We start from the raw sequence: 17,888 nt of genomic DNA, 5'->3' as shown, positions 1-17,888 counted from the left end.
TGGGGGAATTAACACCCATGAGCACATCAACTATCGTTCTTTCGCCTGAAATCCCGATAGCCAGAATGATAAGGGCTATGGCTTAAATCAAGCTTAACAGCAACAACTTATTTACTCATTTCAATATTAGACTTTACCATTGAAACAGAGAGTACTATTAATTCTCGGCTGTTTTCTTGTTCATTAAGTCTTTAATTAACGGGGTTAAAATCAGCTCCATAGCTAATGACATTTTGCCACCTGGCACGACTAAAGTATTCACTCGTGACATAAATGCCCCTTCAATCATGCTTAGGTAATACGGGAAGTCGACATTATTTATATCGCGAAAACGAATAACGACAAAGCTTTCGTCTAAGCTTGGGATATCTTTTGCGCTGAACGGATTAGAGGTGTCTACCGTGGGTACGCGTTGAAAGTTAATATGCGTACGAGAAAACTGCGGCGTCATATGTTTAATGTAATCGTCCATACTGCGGACAATAGACCCCATGACTTTTTCACGACTATGACCTCGATCAGAGGTGTCTCGAATGATCTTTTGAATCCACTCGAGATTGACGATAGGCACCATGCCAATCAATAAGTCCACATGTTTGGCAACATCAGCATCCTCTGTGACAACACCACCATGTAGTCCTTCGTAATAAAGCATGTCGGTGTTTTCTGGTAACGGATGCCATTGGGTAAATGTACCAGGCATTTGATTGAATGGGACTGCTTCATCAAACGTGTGAAGGTAACTACGTGTTTGTCCTTGACCTGTTTCAGCATAACTTTGAAAGCACTCTTCAAGTTTGACGAAATTATTGGCTTCTGGCCCAAAGTAACTGATATTACGATTTTCAGCTTGAGACTTGCGGATCAATACTTCCATTTCTGCACGGGTGAAATTATGAAAGCTATCACCTTCAATAAAAGCAGCATTAATGCCCAATTGACGAAAGATGTGGGTAAATGCAGTCGTGGTCGTGGTTGTGCCAGCGCCTGAAGAGCCTGTAACAGCAATAATGGGATGTTTTGTGGACATTTATCCTACCTAGATCAAACGTGAAAATTAGTTAAAGTTCTGAGACAGTTTACGTGTTGTCGATCTGCTCATCGTTAACACTTTCATGATTAAACTCGAAGAAAAACAGACTCTATTTATACGGGCTGAAACCTTTTAGGTCAATATTATACCAATCAAAATGAATATCTAAGCAGTCGCTAATGTATAGATTTTGAGCCACTGTTATGATTTATCTAAGGTTTAAATTGCAAAGGCATACTGAGCATGGCGAAGTTTAATCAAAGTCCGCCGTAGGGTAAATAATCTGATCTTTATGTCTTATAGCGATTGACTCATCATCCTCGCTGTATTCGACTTTTAATTCACCTTGTTTCAGTGACTGTTTGCATTTTTCAATGGCCAACTGAATTTGGTCATCATCTAATTGACCGAATGAACCATCCTCTACCTGAGTGAATAAATACTCTTTTATAAGGTTGTTGAGCGTATCTTGTGGCAACTGTTGTAAGGCTTCGAAAGGGATTAGCATAGGGTTAACTCGTCATAAAAGAGATGATTCTGGATTCTAAATAGTACTTAGGTTTCCACGGTGTGCCGCCACAAATAAAACCGACGTGACCACCGTGATGATGAAGCTCGTATTCTACATGCTTTGATAATTCGTCCTCAGAAGGGATCACTGCATCAGTCATAAAGGGGTCGTCTTTAGCGTGAATAATCAATGTGGGCTTTTGAACATGCTGCAAAAATGGCTTACCGCTAGCACGTTGATAATAATCAAATACATCATTAAAGCCATGCAGAGGCGCAGTGACTTTGTCATCAAATAAATGAAATGTGGTTAATTTATCAATTTCATTAGCAGTCACTGGCATGGAACTCGTTAAGTGTTGTTGAGTGAGTTTGTCCTGCATTTTTTGTTGTAACTGCTTGATTAAATGTTGCTGGTAAACTGTTGAAAATCCACTTTCTAGTTTTTTAGCACAAGCTGCTAAACATAAAGGCGCAGAAACAATAACTGTTTTGTCTAATTGGCTTTGATGACCATGCTCACCTTGATATTTAGCTAATACATTTCCACCCAAACTGTATCCTACTGCTAATAATGGTGAATCAGGGTAGTAACGTTTTAATTGGGATAGCGTGAAGTGAATATCTTGAGTATCACCGCTGTGATAGCTCCGAGCTAAACGGTTTGGGGTACCTGAGCAGCTGCGATGGTGATGCACAACAGCACACAATTGATGATCATTGGCCGTTTGCAACATTCTGCGGACATAATGTGAGTCACTACTGCCTTCTAAACCATGCAAAATAACTAAAATCGGCTTGCCATTAACCGGTGTCGCTAACCAGTCTAAATCAATAAAATCGCCATCAGGTAACTCTTGTCTTTGACGTTTTAACTCTGGTTTGTCCACTTTGGTGAATACAGGTAAAATCGTTTGAATATGCGAGCTTACGGCCCACCAAGGTGGCATGAAACGCTTTTTCATAGGGTTATTTTATATACAGTGGTTTGTTAATATTCAAACGTGTGTTTAAATGTTGATTGAGTTCACTTTAGCATAGTTGCTTTTAAGGCAACAGATTTGGCGCGTTTCAATCAAGCCAAGAGCTTTTGAAAATGCGAGTGCACAACTCAGTAGGTAGGCAATGTCAATAAAGGGATGATAATGAAAAGAAGAACCTTTTTAACTGGAGCATTTACTGGTACCGCGGCACTGGCATTAGGCGTGAGCTTGTATACACCAGAAGTGAGTGATAGCCCTGACGACACACACCGTTTGCTATTTAGTGTGCTTATCCCTGTATTTATGGACGGAGCATTACCAGAAGTGGCTAACTATCGAGAGGCATTTTTAAATCGAACCATTAATGCGATTAACCAAACGATTAGCGTGCTACCCACTGAGCAACAACAAGAATTATCTCAGTTATTATCAATGCTTGAGTCTCGCTTTGGCTTGCTGATTTTAACCAGTAGCATCACGCCGCTAATGTTAAGAACCCCGGCTGAGTTAAACGATATGTTAGAACAGTGGCGCCACCACTTTTTAGATATGATGCAGACAGCTTACATAGGGCTGCGCGAATTGATTGTATCGAGCTACTACGCCTGTCCCGAACACTGGGGGCGATTACATTATGCAAAACCCACCTTTCTTGATGCATAACCTATTTGATCGCAACAACAATAACAACAGATCCTGGAGTATCAAATGGCAGCAAATATTGTCGATCCAATCATCACTGGACTAAATGAAGGCTGGCAGCATATTGATGCCAACTTACTGACAGAAGACCAACATTTTGAAGCTGATGTTGTGATTGTTGGTACTGGTGCAGGTGGCGGAACCGCGGCTGAAATTCTTACCGAAGCCGGTTTAAAGGTGATCATGATTGAAGCGGGGCCGCTTAAATCTTCACAAGATTTTGATATGGAAGAGCGCACTGCTTACCCCAACTTATATCAACAAGCAGCAGCGATGAAAACCTCTGATAAAGGCATTGGTATTTTTCAGGGACGCAGTGTTGGCGGGTCAACCACGGTTAACTGGACGACTTCAATTCGAACTCCTGAAAATGCATTGGCTTTTTGGGAGCAAGAAAAATCTGTCAAAGGGCTTTCATCCCAAAGTTTATTGCCTTGGTTTGAAAAGATGGAAGCAAGGCTGAATATCAGTGAATGGCAATTCCATCCCAACTTGAATAACGCAGCATTAAAAGAGGGCTGTGAAAAGCTTGGATGGGAATACACTGTCATTAAACGGAATGTTAAAGGTTGCTGGAATACAGGTTATTGCGGCATGGGGTGTCCAGTCAATGCAAAGCAGTCGATGTTGGTAACAACCATTCCCAGTGCGCTAGCTCATGGTGCAACCTTGATTTCAAATGCTAAGGTTGTTGATTTAGCACATAAAGCGGATAAAGTTGTTAGTCTCACTGCCCACTCTTCAAATCGTGGCAGTAAGCTCACCTTTAGTGCAAGACATTATATTTTAAGTGCTGGCGCGATACATACGCCGACAATTTTGATGCGGGCAAAGACTCCAGATCCTCATCAATTACTGGGTAAAACCTTTCTACACCCGACCTTATTATCGGGAAGTATTTTTGACAAACAAATTGATGGCCACAGTGGTGCGCCTCAGTCTATTTATTCTGATGAATTTGTATGGCGCGACGGTGCAGCAGGCGAAATGGGCTATAAATTGGAAGTGCCGCCGATTCATCCTGTGTTAATCGCATCTAAAACCATCGGCTACGGGCGAAGTCATGCAGAGTTAATGACCCACTTTAATAATTTACAGGTAATGATAGCGCTTGTAAGAGATGGCTATTCTGCAGATAGTGTTGGTGGACAAGTTAGGTTAACAGATTCAGGCTTTGCATTAGATTACCCGCTTGAAAAACCATTTTGGGACACCGCAAGACGTGCTTTTGCGACTATGGCTGAATTACAGTTTGCTGCGGGCGCACAAAAAGTGTTGCCAATAAATGATGGCGTAGGGATGCAATTAAGCTGGAAACAAGCTAAAGAGACCATTGCGACTATGGACATAGGTTTATTAAAAACCATTGTGGCATCCGCTCATGTCATGGGAGGCTGCGCAATGGGAGAAGATAAAAGCATCTCAATGATTAACAGTGAAGGGCAGTCTCATTATTTCGAAAACTTATCAGTTATGGACGGCTCAATGTTCCCAACTAGCTTAGGCGCAAACCCTCAGCTATCGATTTATGGCATTGTTGCAAGAAATGCTACTTTATTGGCCGAACGATTGAAGCCGACAACGCCTAGTGTATAAATGAGCTATTTCATGTGAATAAAAACCGATGCCATTGCGTCGGTTTTTTTATATCAAAACAATGAGTTAATTTGATGCTTTTTAACTTAGATTATCAAACCATTTTTATCTAGCTAAAAAAAACGTATACGGAATTGCATATATGTATTTATCCATATATATTGTCGGCATATTATTTGATTTAACTGTGCGGCTTTTATCATCCATTTCTAGGATATGAGCCAAGTGGTGAGAGAGTGCTTATGCAACCCAATGTCTTTTTTAAATGCCTAGCTGATGAAACTCGCCTACGCAGTTTACTCCTTATTTCAGTTAATCATGAACTGTGTGTGTGTGAGTTAATGGCCGCGTTAAATGACAGTCAGCCGAAGATTTCTCGCCATCTCGCTCAGCTACGAAAAGAAGAACTGCTTGTTGATAGACGCCAAGGTAAATGGGTTTATTACCGAGTAAATCCTCAACTACCGCAATGGATACAAACTATGATTGCTCAAACTGCTGAGTCTAATAGTGAATTTATTGCCAATGATGTAAAACGATTGGCCGAGATGCCTAATCGACCTAAAGAAATGTGCTGCTAACCTTGCTTAACGCACATGCAGCGCAATGACAAATACACTGGGCTGTAAAACCAACACGACAAATTACGATGAATGAATTAAGAAGGTGACTTATGACAATTAAAGTAGGAATTAACGGTTTTGGCCGTATGGGACGTTTATCTTTTCGTGCTGCGTTTGATTGGGAAGATGTTGAGTTTATCCAGATTAACGATCCTGCTGGTAATGCTGCGACGTTAGCGCATCTGGTTAACTTTGATTCTGTCCATGGTCGCTGGGAACATGAAGCTATCGCCAATGATAATGTCATTGAGGTTAATGGTCATAAAATCACTTGTACAGCGAATAAAGCGATTGCAGATACCGATTGGTCTAATTGTGATGTGGTGATTGAAGCATCAGGTGTGATGAAGACCAAAGCAAAATTACAAGCTTATTTAGATCAAGGTGTAAAACGTGTTGTGGTTACTGCTCCAGTAAAAGAAGACGGTGTGTTAAATGTCGTTATGGGCGTAAACCATCAAGATTACGATCAAGCTATCCATCCGATTGTTACCGCTGCATCATGTACTACAAACTGTTTAGCACCAGTGGTTAAAGTGATTCATGAATCACTTGGGATTGTGCATGGTTCAATGACAACGATTCATGACATTACAAACACCCAAACAATCCTTGATGCACCCCATAAAGATTTACGTCGTGCAAGAGCGTGTGGCATGAGCCTTATTCCAACAACAACGGGATCGGCTACGGCAATCACTCATATTTTCCCTGAATTAAAAGGGCGCTTAAATGGTCACGCTATTCGTGTGCCATTAGCCAATGCTTCAATTACAGATTGTGTGTTTGAGGTGAGCCGAAATACCACGGAAGCGGAAGTTAACGCATTATTGAGTGAGGCTGCTGCAGGCCCTCTAGCGGGGGTGCTGGGTTATGAAACAAGACCACTTGTGTCTATTGATTATAAAACTGATCCTCGTTCAGCAGTTATTGATGCTCCATCGACCATGGTGGTAAATGGTACTCAAGTAAAATTATACGTGTGGTACGACAATGAATGGGGCTATGCAAACCGCACCGCAGAGTTAATGCGTTTAGTGGGTTTACAAGATAAAGCTAACTCCTAGTCAATTTGGGAGCGGATAGAGTAAACAGGGTTATTGCGATGTCTTTTATGACTAAATTGGCAAATTTGCCTAGTGAAATAAAACAATACTTAATTGTGACCGGCAACTATTGGGCGTTTACATTAACTGATGGTGCCTTGCGGATGCTGGTGGTGCTGCACTTTCATGGGCTAGGGTATAGCCCGATTGAAATTGCGATGTTGTTTTTGTTTTATGAAATTTTTGGTGTTGTGACTAACCTAGTGGGTGGCTGGTTAGGTGCGAGGGTAGGATTAAATCGCACCATGAATATCGGCCTTGGTATGCAAGTGATTGCATTATCAATGCTACTCGTTCCTAATGAATGGTTAACTGTCGTCTGGGTGATGGCAGCGCAAGCTCTATCTGGTATTGCAAAAGACCTGAATAAAATGAGTGCTAAAAGTGCCATTAAAACACTCGTACCAGCTGGAGCGGAAAGTAAGCTTTATCAGTGGGTCGCCATTTTAACTGGTTCTAAAAATGCCTTAAAAGGAGTCGGATTCTTTTTAGGTGGTGCATTATTGAGTCTATTTGGTTTCCAAGTTGCTATTTTGATTATGGCGCTGGCATTGTTGTTGGTATGGATCTTCAGTGTTGTTAGTTTAAAAAGTGAAATGGGTAAGGCCACAGCTAAGCCGAAATTTACTGAGATTTTTTCTAAAAGTAGCACGATAAACTACCTTTCTGCCGCAAGATTATTCTTGTTCTCTGCTAGAGATGTTTGGTTTGTCGTAGCCTTGCCAGTGTATTTAGCCAGTCAGTTTAATTGGGATCATTGGTATGTCGGAGGTTTTTTAGCGACATGGGTTATCGGTTATGGCGCTGTGCAATCTTTTGCTCCTTACTTTACTGGTAAAAAGCAAGGCAAGGTGCCGGATGGTAAAAGCGCATTTGTTTGGGCTGGGATATTAGCTATTATTCCTGGATTGATTGCTTTGGCTTTGGTGTCAGACTGGCATAGCCAAGCAGTATTGATCGGTGGTTTATTGATTTTTTGCGGCTTGTTTGCGGTTAATTCGTCGATGCATAGCTATTTAATTGTCAGCTATGCAGATCAAGACGGTGTGTCACTCGATGTTGGTTTTTATTACATGGCAAATGCCATGGGTAGACTGATAGGCACATTGTTGTCTGGTTGGGTGTTTCAGCAATACGGTTTAGAAGCGTGTCTGTGGATTTCAAGTGGATTTATTGCGTTGGCAGCAGTGATTTCATTGAAGCTACCACAACATCAACCTATGACACAAAAAACCTAATCGTTAAGAAGGTAAAGCTAAGAATTTAGGCTAGATATCTTTAATAAACATTTTGCTGGTTATTGAGAAGCGATAACCAGCAAAATGATGTTAAGCAGATTGCAGACCGGTAAAGTAGTCCGCATCAATACCAAATAAACACAAATAATTGTCCGTGTTATAGGTGTCATTGTCATTGTTAACAACCACGCTAACACCTTCTGCTTCAAACTGATTCAGCTTTTTAAGTAACATTTGCTGGGTTTTTCGCTCCATCATGAGCTCGATATCTAACATCTGTTGATACTCCCCCGGTTGCAAATAGGTTTTTGCTAGGCGGCGTAATTTACGATAAGGCGAAACCACTTTGGTATCCCAATCTTCAATAGTTGCAGCTAAGCTTTCCCATTGAGCGAGCGCTAAAGGGTGCTGCTGTTGGTCGAGATATTGAGCGAGTAAAAGGAGATTAATATTGACCTGATAATCGTCTTGCACGCTAATATAGCTTAAACGATGAGTGGCGTAACGGTTATCACAATCACGCCAAAGTAACGAATTAAACTGTTGCACTGGCTATTTCTCCTTAAATACTAGCGTCCATCAATAGGGCTTGTGCCTGTTTACTCTAGCCCTGTTGTAAATTGGTACTCCATTGCTTGAATGACGTTATGTGATTCAAGCGGGGGCTGACAGTGTTAACCCCACAATAATGCTGATAACTTAATTAGCTAAGCGTAAATTCTTGTTCAATAACTTCGATTTGCTCTTGTAGCTCTAGCCAAGTCATTTCACTTTCATCCATTGCTTGAGTCAGTTCTGTTCGTTCATTGAGCACTTTCGTCATTTTAGCTTTATTTTCAGCTTCATACAGTGAACCATCTGCCAATTCTGTTTCAAGCTCACTTAAACGACTGGTTATTTTTTGCTGTTGAGTTTCAAGTTTGATTTGTTGCTTACGTAAAGGCGATACCTTTTGTCTCAACTCTGCTTCTAACCGTTTTTGCAGCTTTTTATCGACTGCTGGCTTTACATTATTATCATCTGAAACCGGTTGTGCAGCTTTTGCTGCATCAAGTAGCCATTGATGATAGTCGTCTAAGTCGCCTTGGAATGGTTTAACAGCGCCTTGGTCTACAAGGTAATAATCGCTACAGCTTAACCGTAAAAGATGTCGATCATGTGACACGATGACCATGGCACCTTCAAAAGTTTGCAAGGCCATTGTCAGCGCATGGCGCATTTCTAAATCAAGGTGGTTGGTGGGTTCATCTAATAGCAAAACGTTTGGTTTTTGCCAAACTAATAGGGCTAATACTAGGCGGGCTTTTTCACCACCAGAAAATGGCCCGACAGCAGACAAAGCCATATCACCATTAAAGCCAAACCCACCTAAGAAGTTACGTAATTCAAGCTCTTTGGCATTTGGCGCTAATCGCACCATATGTTGCAATGGGCTATCATCCAAACTTAAAAATTCGATTTGATGCTGAGCAAAGTAACCAATATTTAGCCCTGGATTAGGTTGGTATTTACCTGTTTTCGGCGCTAATTCGCCAGTAAGTAATTTGATAAGAGTCGACTTACCTGCACCATTGCGCCCAAGTAGGCCGATTCGAGCACCTGGCACAAGGTTGAGCTTTACTTCACTTAGAATTGTTTTATCACCGTAACCAATAGAAACATTTTCCATGGTCACTAGCGGATTTGGTAGGGCATCTGGCTCACGAAACGCCATATGAAATTGGCTGTCAACTTGAGAAGGCAACAGGTTAGCCATTTTTTCTAAGGCTTTTAAGCGGCTTTGAGCTTGTTTGGCTTTGCTAGCTTTATACCTGAAACGATCAACAAAAGATTGCATGTGGGCACGTTCTTTTTGTTGACGTTCAAATGCGGCTTGTTGCTGTGATAAGCGTTCAGCACGAATACGTTCAAAGGCACTGTAATTACCTTTGTAATAGTTAAGCTTGGCATGCTCGACGTGAACAATTTCATCCACAATACCATCAATAAAGTCACGGTCATGACTGATAAGGATCAGTGTGCCTTGATATGCTTTAATCCAACCTTCAAGCCAATACATGGTATCTAAATCTAAGTGGTTGGTAGGTTCATCGAGAAGTAAAAGATCAGAGCGACATAATAAAGCCTGTGCTAAGTTAAGGCGCATACGCCAGCCACCTGAGAAACTTTTTACTGGGCTACTTTGTTCTGTTTCACTAAAACCTAAGCCCGCTAATAATGCACCCGCTCGTGATCGGATTGCATAGCCACCAATGGCGTCGATTTTGCCATGTATCAGCGCAATGTTATGACCATCATTATCTTCTTGTGCTTGATTGAGTTGAGCCTCAAGTTGTCTAAACTCAACGTCACCATCAAGCACGTATTCTAATGCTGAGACTTCTAATGCAGGCGTTTCTTGCGCTACAGTCGCAATTTGCCAGCCTGCTGGAAGGTTAAAATCACCTTTATCGAGTTGTAAGTTACCTAAAATCAAGGCCAACAATGAAGACTTACCGGTTCCGTTTGCGCCTACTAGGCCAACTTTATGACCAGGGTATACGGTGAGATCGGCGTCATCGAGTAAGGTTTTTGTTCCACGGATGAGCTGGGCTTGACTGATGTTAATCATGAATAGCAACTTGATTGGTGATAAGACAAAAAGTGCAGGGATAATAGCGTAATTGATAGTTTTTTAATACCAGAGCGAGACTGGATTAGTACAACTATGGCAAAATAATGATATTGAATTGATAAATGTGTAGAAGAAAAATAATAAAATTATGACAAAAATTAAGAAACGCTTTGTAGCTGGGGCTAAATGCCCTAAATGTCATGCGCAAGATAGCATTCAGTTATTTAAAGAAAATGGGATTGAAACTGTAGAATGCACAGATTGTGATTATCGTGAGCAACAAACTGAGGCGAAAGTTGCCAAAAAGGCCACAGGTGATGTGATAGGGGTCTTTAAACCTGATTAAGTTTTCAAAATGAAAATGCTTAAATGTGAGAAAAGTAAAGGCTAACGGTCTAAGAGTTCGTTAGCCTTCTTCTTTGGCTAGAGCGCCATCATTGGCGCTTTCAGCAAGAATTTTGTTTTTGTGTTCGATGAGCACGATGATGACATGACGGTTATTTTTCATTAACTCATCAAAGCGATGATTAATTTCACCTAAATCTTCCACATAGTCTGGATCATCTTTTTCTTTTTTATGCCAGTAACGATTTCTATCTAGCTTTTGTATTTCGCTTGCACGTAAAATTTCAAAATAGCTATTTTCTTGTTTAAGACGATACACCTCACTATCGAGCAACTGGATCAGTTTCTCTTTAGAGATGGTTTCTTTTTTCAATAGTGCTTTTAACGGATCTTCTTTTAATACGATTTTGTCAGAATCGACTTCGGTTGTGATACCTAATTCATATTCAATTTTATGCTGACGAAATTCTTTCGGACAGACCGTTTGGCTGAAGGCAATTTTGTTGTCCTTCATACACTTATATATTGTATTTGCAGAGGCAAACGTCGGCCCCATAAATAATACAATCATCAATGTTAGTAGTAGTCTAATTGGCATGCGGCCACATATCCTTTTGATAAACAAATATCCTTTTAACACCTTTTGTTAAAAAATATATCCGTTGCTTACCGCTAGTTGGCCAATATCCATTGGCTCTAGAAGTTTGTAAATCATTATAGTCGGTTGTAACAATAATGTAGGTATACTTTTTTACTATGGCCTAATTTTAACGAGAAAACCAGTTTTTTGACAGTAGATTTTTTATTGGCACTGAAGAACTTTGCTTTAAATATGTAAGACTTAGTGAAAAATCAGCTAAGTCTTACAGGGCAAGTGGTGAATAGATTAACGTTGGAAAGTGAGGTTATCGATTAATCGTGTGTTGCCAAGGTAGGCGGCAGCTAAGATAACAAGGTGTTTATCATCTGCAGTCGCAATGGCTAAATTGGCAGCGTTTCTTATTGAAAAGTAATCTATTTTAAAGCCTGCTTGGGTCAACATGTCAGCGGCTACTGCCTCGCTTTCAGTGATTGTTTTACCATCCATAACATGTTGCGCAGCTGCATCCATGGTCCGTTTAATAGTGGCAGCTTGATGTTTTTGCTCTGTCGTTAGATAGCCATTTCGCGAGCTCATCGCTAAACCTGAGGCTTCACGTATTGTGTCAATGCCTACAATTTCAATCGGTAATGATAAATCTTCAGCCATAGCAGTGATGACCATTAACTGTTGGTAATCTTTACGGCCAAAAACGGCGATATCAGCTTGAACAATATTAAATAACTTACAAACGATAGTAGCGACACCACGGAAGTGACCTGGTCGACTTGCACCGCAAAACTCATCACCAATATGAGGGACTTCTACGAAGGTTTGTTGCGCTAACCCTTTAGGGTAAATAATGTCTGGTGTGGGGGTGAACAAGAGTTCCGCGCCAGCGGCTACCAATGCTTCACTATCTGCTTGTAACGTTCTTGGATAGGCATCTAGATCTTCGTTTTGACCAAATTGCATAGGATTAACAAAGATTGATACGACAACATGATCCGCACGTTTTAGTGCTTCAGTTACTAAGGTAATGTGACCTTTATGAAGGTTGCCCATCGTTGGCACAAAGGCAATGGTATCGCCTTGCATGTGCCACTGTTTTACTTGCGCTCTAATTTCAGCAATGTTCGCTGTGGTAATCATTGATATTGACCTATAAACGATTAAAGAGTGCGTTATTAATTAAACGCATGTTCGTCAGCTGGGAATGTACCATTAGCCACTTCTTCAATGTAGGCTCTTACTGCTGCTCGAATTTCACCAGTTTGTTGTAAGTAATTTTTAGAGAACTTAGGGATGTAACCGCTAGAGATCCCAAGTACATCATGCATAACAAGGATCTGACCATCAGTATCACGTCCTGCTCCAATCCCAATGACAGGAATCGTTAGCGCATCAGTGATACGTTTTGCTAGCGCACTAGGGATGCATTCAACAACCAATAACTGAGCGCCAGCAGCTTGAAGTGCTAATGCATCATCGACCATTTGTTGGGCTTTGTCTTCTTCACGGCCTTGAATCTTAAAGCCACCAAATACGTGTACTGATTGAGGCGTTAAGCCTAAGTGTGCACAGACTGGAATACCGCGCTCAGTCAGCATTTTCACACTTTCTAGTAGCCATTCACCGCCTTCAAGTTTGACCATGGTTGCCCCTGCTTGCATTAGGGTGCTGGCATTGGTCATGGTTTGTTCTGGCGTGGCATAACTCATAAACGGCATATCAGCGATCAGTAACGCTCGCTTGCAACCTCGATTAACACTGGCTGTGTGATACGCAATATCATTGACTGTAACAGGTAGAGTGTCGTTGTGACCTTGAAGTACCATCCCTAATGAGTCGCCAACCAACAAAACGTCGATGCCTTCATTATCAAATGCGCCGGCAAAGCTCGCATCGTATGCGGTGAGTGCGGTAAATTTCTTACCTTCTTGTTTGAATTTGATAAGGGTTGAGCTAGTGACTTTTGACATAATAAACTCTTAAAAGTTATTCATATTCAAGTTATCGATTTGCGGTGCGTATTGCTAAGTGCTGATTAAAGTTGGACTAATTCAGCCCGCATTTCACTGGTAATTAAGTGTGTTAATTCAGTATTACAAGGCAGTATTAATTGCGGATTAATGTCTGCCAATGGAATGAGTACAAAACTGCGCTGTTTCATGCCGTAGTGGGGGACGGTGAGCCTTGGTGTGTCAATGCACTCTTGCCCATAAAGCAACAAGTCAAGATCCAATGTACGAGGCCCCCAGCGGACTTCTCTGACTCTGCCCTGGGTATTTTCAATATGTTGTAAGGCCTCAAGTAAGGCCATGGGAGTCAAGTTCGTGTTAAAGCTTGCTACCCCATTGACATAATCTGGCTGTTCTACATCACCCATAGGCACAGAGCGATATAGCGGCGAGATGGTCACCGCATTATTTTCTGCAATGGTTCTTAACGCCAGTACCGCATCTTCAAGTTGTTGTACTGGGTCATTAAGGTTTGCGCCTAACGCCACATAGACTGTGGTGCTCATGATTAACCTTTGTTAGTCGGTTTTACTTCAGATGAACCTGAGTTATCTGATTTAGGCTTTGGGCGACGACGTTTGCGCTGATGGGCGTTTCTGTTGCGGCTAGGGCCTTTTTTATTGCTGCTTTTAGCAATGTCAGAGCGCTCTGTTTCATCTGCTTCAACAAATGATTTCCACCAAGTCGCAATTTTCCCGATATTGCCACCTTCAGCTTCACCACGTAACAGCAGTAAGTCATATGCAGCGCGGAACTTAGGGTGCTCAAGCAGTTTAAAGGCACGAGTGCCTTGGCTTCGCTCAAGACGCAGTTGTAATTGCCAAATATCTTTAGCGGGAGTGCTAAATCGACGTGGGATACTGATAGTGCGGCATTGCTGCTCCATCACATCACCCATTGCGGCGACGTGCGCATCGTAATGGCTTAAACCACTTTCTAGGGCAATATCATCAGCACGTTGTTTTAGTGGGTACCATAATAACGCTGCATAGAAAAACGCTGGAGTAACAGGTTTGTCTTGGCTAACACGTAAATCGGTATTCGTCATTACAGCATTAAGCATTTTGGCTGTATTGCCGTTTGGCTGCTCTTTTATCAGTGCTGAAATTTGCGGGAATAATGGCTGAAATAAACCGAAATCACGCATCATGTCGTAGTTAGCTTTTGCTTTACCGGCAAAGAATAACTTGAGTACTTCTTCGTACATTCTTGCGGCTGGGATATCTTTTAATAATGGCGCTAATGCGTTAATGGGCTCAGCCGTTTTGGATTCGATACTCATATCGAGTTTTGTCGCAAAACGAACCGCGCGTAGCATTCTAACAGGGTCTTCACGATAACGGGTTTCAGGATCGCCTATCAAACGTATGGTACGGTCATCAAGATCGCGAATACCGCCGCCATAGCTGTGAATAGAGTAATCGCTGATGTCGTAATAAAGTGCATTGATGGTAAAGTCACGACGCTCTGCGTCTTCATCAATTTCGCCATAGACGTTATCACGCAATAAACGGCCTTCAGCATTCGATTTCGAAATCTTATCATCAGTTTCACCGTGATGACCACGAAACGTTGCCACTTCAATGACGTCACGACCAAACACAATATGCGCTAATCTAAATCGACGACCAACGAGTCGGCTATTACGGAATAATTTTTTGATCTCTTCAGGGGTCGCATTAGTCACGACATCGAAATCTTTTGGTTCCATACCTAATAAAATATCGCGAACACCACCGCCAACTAAGTAAGCTTTATAGCCAGACTTGCTGAGTCGATAAAGTACTTTAAGTGCATTTTCACTGATTTGACGTCGAGAGATTGTATGGGCATCTCTGGTGACAATGTCCAAGCGAAGACCGTCATCTTGAACTTCTGGTTCATTGACAGGAGTGGATTTATTGTCTTCAAACAGTTGTCTGCAGAACTGACTAATACGGCGAAAAATAATACACCTCGAACGATACGATTAATGGTTAGAATTAAATGGTTAAAAATCTGGCGGCTATGATATACCAATTGTAAGCTAATGAGTATATCACTGCGCTATCAGAATCTCAGATACTTGAGGAATATCGGCTATCTTAAATTGTTCGATAGCTTGTTTTAGCATGATATCGACATTATCGGTATCAACCTCTGCTTGACCTAAAAACCTCAAGGCGGCGTTAATGCTGGCCTGAGGGTGTTTTACATCGATAGCATTCGCATAATTCTGTTTTGATAATTTAAAGCCAGGCTTGGTACAAGCAAGGGGTAAATGCAACCAGCTTGGTGAAGTAAAACCAAGAATATTATTCATACTCAATTGTCTGCAACTGGTTTCTAGCAAATCAGAACCACGAACAATTTCAGTGATCCCTTGAAAAGCATCATCGATGACTACAGCAAGTTGATAGGCAAATAAGCCATCGCTGCGCTTAATAATGAAGTCTTCACCAGCAAAATCATCACCTACGCTAACGTCTCCCATCACAACATCGTGAAATTGACTCACTTTTGCATGATTGCGAATACGAATCGCACCTTGGGTTAACCTAGGTGATAGTGAGCCACAACGACTGTCATAAGTGCCACCCATTAACCCAATTTGTTTACGAGTACATTGGCAATAGTATGCTTGGTCATTGCTAAGCAATTCATTAATATGCCGTTGATAAACTTCGCTACGATCACGTTGAAATAACGCTGTTTGATCCCAGTGTAAGCCATAAGCTTCAAGTGTTCTGAGTATGTCATCACTCGCACCGGCAACTTCTCTTGGGGGATCAATGTCTTCGATTCTGACTAACCATTGGCCCTGCTGATGTTTTGCTCTTAAAAAACTGCCTAGTGCAGCGATAAGTGAGCCAAAATGTAAAGGGCCAGAAGGGGAAGGGGCAAAGCGGCCAATGTAATCTGGTGAGTTCACGACAAAACCCTTAATTGAAATCGAAATGTTGAACACATTAAGTTAGCAAAATCATTATCAGAAAGGGTATTGAGCCTTTCTTATTGTTGCCCATTATTATTGCTATATATGTTTAGAAGGGCGTTAAGTACAAACTGATTTTGGCGTGGAAGTCGATAAAAAATACCAAAACAAAGGGCGAGAATAATCTCGCCCTACGATCTGATAAGCTGAATATACAGTTCTCAGTGGTTGGTGTATTAGCCAGCCATTTGCTTTTCTTTGATCTCTGCAAGAGTTTTACAGTCGATACATTGATCAGCAGTTGGACGAGCTTCAAGACGGCGAATACCGATTTCAACGCCACAAGAATCGCAGAAGCCGAAATCATCTTCTTCAATTTTTTGCAGTGTTTTTTCAATTTTCTTAATCAGTTTACGTTCTCTGTCACGAGCACGTAATTCTAAACTAAACTCTTCTTCTTGGGCTGCGCGATCAACTGGATCTGGGAAGTTTGCAGCTTCGTCTTGCATATGGTTCAACGTGCGATCAACTTCTTCACGTAACTGGTTACGCCAAGCTTCTAAAATCATTTTAAAATGACCACGTTGCTCTTCACCCATATACTCCTCACCAGCTTTTTCCTGGTAAGGTTCTACACCTGCGATAGCGAGTACGCCGAGTTTTTTGGTGCCTTCAGGCATAACGCATCTCCTGTAATAATTAGCGATTTATGTGCGTCGTAAAATTTATGGCCGCTATCTATAGCAGAAACTCTATAGCGTGGCAAACTATTTGATTAGTATTTTTTTCATTTTTGAACTAAACAATAACTTTGCATGAACGGGTAATGATACTTGAGGTTGCTGAGATTTCAGTTTGATAAGCTAAAACTTCAACGCCGCTATTGACCGCTTGTTTAAGTAATAATGCATATTGTGGATCGATATGCTCTGCCGCTTGAACGAGATTAATGCCTGAATGCTGTACGACAAACAATAACACTGCTCTATGACCTAGACTAACCATATGCATTAGCTCACGCAAATGCTTTTGCCCCCTAGCTGTGACAGAATCAGGAAAATACCCTACTGTTTGCTCTAATAATGTACAACTTTTCACTTCTACATAGCACAGCGGCTGTGTGTCATCACTCAGTAAAATATCAATTCGGCTATTTTCGTCACCGTATTTTACTTCTCGTTTAATATTGGCGTAACCCGAAAGCTCAGTGATTACACCTGATTTAATCGCCTCTTCGGCTAAGGCATTAGCACGTCCTGTGTTAATACCGATTAAGTGCTGCTCTGGCGTAGCGCTGATTTCCCAAGTATGTGGGTACTTACGCTTAGGGTTGTCAGATGTAGAAAACCAAACGGTTTCACCTGGGAATAAACAGTTTTTCATTGAGCCAGTATTTGGGCAATGAATGGTAATCTCACTACCATCTTCTAGTTTTACATCAGCTAAAAAGCGTTTATAGCGTTTGAGTAACGTTCCTTTTTGTAAAGGTGGGGTAAAGTCCATAAGAAAGTGTGCTCCAGGCAATAAAGGGCTGATTGGGAGTGCTGAGTGATTTGGAGTGAATGCATACTGGCATCATCACTTTCACTTTATTTAGGCAAAGGTTATATCATGGGCTTGTGT

The 17,888-nt window shown here is 41.4% G+C and carries 19 protein-coding genes; 6 read left to right on the top strand and 13 right to left on the bottom strand.

All coding sequences use genetic code 11. The features are described 5' to 3' along the window. Nucleotides 1-157: 157 nt before the first annotated feature. From SJ2017_RS17970 to SJ2017_RS17960, 3 genes are all read right to left on the bottom strand, one after another. Nucleotides 158-1,030 (bottom strand): phosphoribulokinase, encoded by an 873-nt coding sequence (locus SJ2017_RS17970; RefSeq protein ID WP_080916790.1) that lies wholly within the window; start codon nucleotides 1,028-1,030, stop codon nucleotides 158-160. Nucleotides 1,031-1,286: 256 nt separating this feature from the next. Beyond that, nucleotides 1,287-1,541 carry a YheU family protein gene (locus tag SJ2017_RS17965; RefSeq protein WP_080916788.1) on the bottom strand — a complete coding sequence of 85 codons (255 nt, stop codon included), beginning with the start codon at nucleotides 1,539-1,541 and terminating at the stop codon, nucleotides 1,287-1,289. Nucleotides 1,542-1,545: 4 nt separating this feature from the next. Beyond that, nucleotides 1,546-2,508, bottom strand: coding sequence for a hydrolase (locus SJ2017_RS17960; protein ID WP_080916786.1), 963 nt, complete (start codon nucleotides 2,506-2,508; stop codon nucleotides 1,546-1,548). A gap of 180 nt (nucleotides 2,509-2,688) precedes the next feature. Between SJ2017_RS17960 and SJ2017_RS17955 the strand changes: the two genes are divergently transcribed. From SJ2017_RS17955 to arsJ, 5 genes are all read left to right on the top strand, one after another. Then, nucleotides 2,689-3,189 (top strand): hypothetical protein, encoded by a 501-nt coding sequence (locus SJ2017_RS17955; RefSeq protein ID WP_055024936.1) that lies wholly within the window; start codon nucleotides 2,689-2,691, stop codon nucleotides 3,187-3,189. Between the two features lie 45 nt (nucleotides 3,190-3,234). Continuing rightward, entirely contained in the window at nucleotides 3,235-4,824 is a 1,590-nt protein-coding gene (locus SJ2017_RS17950; protein ID WP_080916783.1) for a GMC family oxidoreductase, read from the top strand. Nucleotides 4,825-5,066: 242 nt separating this feature from the next. Then, on the top strand, nucleotides 5,067-5,405 hold the full coding sequence (locus SJ2017_RS17945; protein WP_080916781.1) for a metalloregulator ArsR/SmtB family transcription factor: 339 nt from the start codon (nucleotides 5,067-5,069) through the stop codon (nucleotides 5,403-5,405). A 92-nt stretch (nucleotides 5,406-5,497) separates the two neighbouring features. Then, nucleotides 5,498-6,514: an ArsJ-associated glyceraldehyde-3-phosphate dehydrogenase gene (locus tag SJ2017_RS17940; RefSeq protein ID WP_080916779.1), complete on the top strand. Its 1,017-nt coding sequence runs from the start codon at nucleotides 5,498-5,500 to the stop codon at nucleotides 6,512-6,514. Between the two features lie 47 nt (nucleotides 6,515-6,561). Next, nucleotides 6,562-7,791, top strand: coding sequence for an organoarsenical effux MFS transporter ArsJ (gene arsJ / locus SJ2017_RS17935; RefSeq protein ID WP_420876308.1), 1,230 nt, complete (start codon nucleotides 6,562-6,564; stop codon nucleotides 7,789-7,791). Nucleotides 7,792-7,881: 90 nt separating this feature from the next. On the opposite strand, the gene SJ2017_RS17930 is transcribed toward arsJ, so the two are convergent. Both SJ2017_RS17930 and SJ2017_RS17925 read right to left on the bottom strand, forming a co-directional pair. Then, nucleotides 7,882-8,340 carry a DUF2390 domain-containing protein gene (locus tag SJ2017_RS17930; protein ID WP_055024931.1) on the bottom strand — a complete coding sequence of 153 codons (459 nt, stop codon included), beginning with the start codon at nucleotides 8,338-8,340 and terminating at the stop codon, nucleotides 7,882-7,884. Nucleotides 8,341-8,494: 154 nt separating this feature from the next. Next, a complete protein-coding gene (locus SJ2017_RS17925; protein WP_080916775.1) occupies nucleotides 8,495-10,402 on the bottom strand; it encodes an ABC transporter ATP-binding protein in 1,908 nt (635 codons plus the stop codon). A gap of 151 nt (nucleotides 10,403-10,553) precedes the next feature. On the opposite strand from SJ2017_RS17925, the gene SJ2017_RS17920 reads away from it, so the two are divergent. Then, nucleotides 10,554-10,751, top strand: coding sequence for a YheV family putative zinc ribbon protein (locus SJ2017_RS17920; protein ID WP_055024929.1), 198 nt, complete (start codon nucleotides 10,554-10,556; stop codon nucleotides 10,749-10,751). 60 nt (nucleotides 10,752-10,811) lie between these two features. Here SJ2017_RS17920 and SJ2017_RS17915 read toward each other — a convergent pair whose 3' ends face one another. From SJ2017_RS17915 to sfsA, 8 genes are all read right to left on the bottom strand, one after another. Continuing rightward, nucleotides 10,812-11,348, bottom strand: a complete 537-nt coding sequence (locus SJ2017_RS17915; protein ID WP_055024928.1) for a hypothetical protein — start codon at nucleotides 11,346-11,348, stop codon at nucleotides 10,812-10,814. A gap of 288 nt (nucleotides 11,349-11,636) precedes the next feature. After that, nucleotides 11,637-12,482 (bottom strand): pantoate--beta-alanine ligase, encoded by an 846-nt coding sequence (panC, locus tag SJ2017_RS17910; RefSeq protein ID WP_080916773.1) that lies wholly within the window; start codon nucleotides 12,480-12,482, stop codon nucleotides 11,637-11,639. A 35-nt stretch (nucleotides 12,483-12,517) separates the two neighbouring features. Further along, complete coding sequence (panB, locus tag SJ2017_RS17905; RefSeq protein WP_055024926.1) at nucleotides 12,518-13,312, bottom strand: 3-methyl-2-oxobutanoate hydroxymethyltransferase; 795 nt, start codon at nucleotides 13,310-13,312, stop codon at nucleotides 12,518-12,520. 65 nt (nucleotides 13,313-13,377) lie between these two features. Continuing rightward, nucleotides 13,378-13,857, bottom strand: a complete 480-nt coding sequence (gene folK / locus SJ2017_RS17900; RefSeq protein ID WP_055024925.1) for a 2-amino-4-hydroxy-6-hydroxymethyldihydropteridine diphosphokinase — start codon at nucleotides 13,855-13,857, stop codon at nucleotides 13,378-13,380. Nucleotides 13,858-13,859: 2 nt separating this feature from the next. Next, on the bottom strand, nucleotides 13,860-15,203 hold the full coding sequence (gene pcnB, locus SJ2017_RS17895) for a polynucleotide adenylyltransferase PcnB (protein WP_225442104.1): 1,344 nt from the start codon (nucleotides 15,201-15,203) through the stop codon (nucleotides 13,860-13,862). A gap of 186 nt (nucleotides 15,204-15,389) precedes the next feature. Then, on the bottom strand, nucleotides 15,390-16,262 hold the full coding sequence (gene gluQRS, locus SJ2017_RS17890) for a tRNA glutamyl-Q(34) synthetase GluQRS (RefSeq protein WP_080916768.1): 873 nt from the start codon (nucleotides 16,260-16,262) through the stop codon (nucleotides 15,390-15,392). Between the two features lie 239 nt (nucleotides 16,263-16,501). Beyond that, entirely contained in the window at nucleotides 16,502-16,945 is a 444-nt protein-coding gene (gene dksA, locus SJ2017_RS17885) for an RNA polymerase-binding protein DksA (RefSeq protein ID WP_055024924.1), read from the bottom strand. Nucleotides 16,946-17,063: 118 nt separating this feature from the next. Then, nucleotides 17,064-17,768 (bottom strand): DNA/RNA nuclease SfsA, encoded by a 705-nt coding sequence (sfsA, locus tag SJ2017_RS17880; RefSeq protein WP_055024923.1) that lies wholly within the window; start codon nucleotides 17,766-17,768, stop codon nucleotides 17,064-17,066. Between the last annotated feature and the right edge of the window lie 120 nt (nucleotides 17,769-17,888).

The organism is Shewanella japonica (assembly GCF_002075795.1).
GTDB lineage: Bacteria > Pseudomonadota > Gammaproteobacteria > Enterobacterales > Shewanellaceae > Shewanella > Shewanella japonica.
The sequence above is the reverse complement of the archived record's forward strand: the minus strand, read 5'-3'. Positions and strand labels throughout refer to the sequence as shown.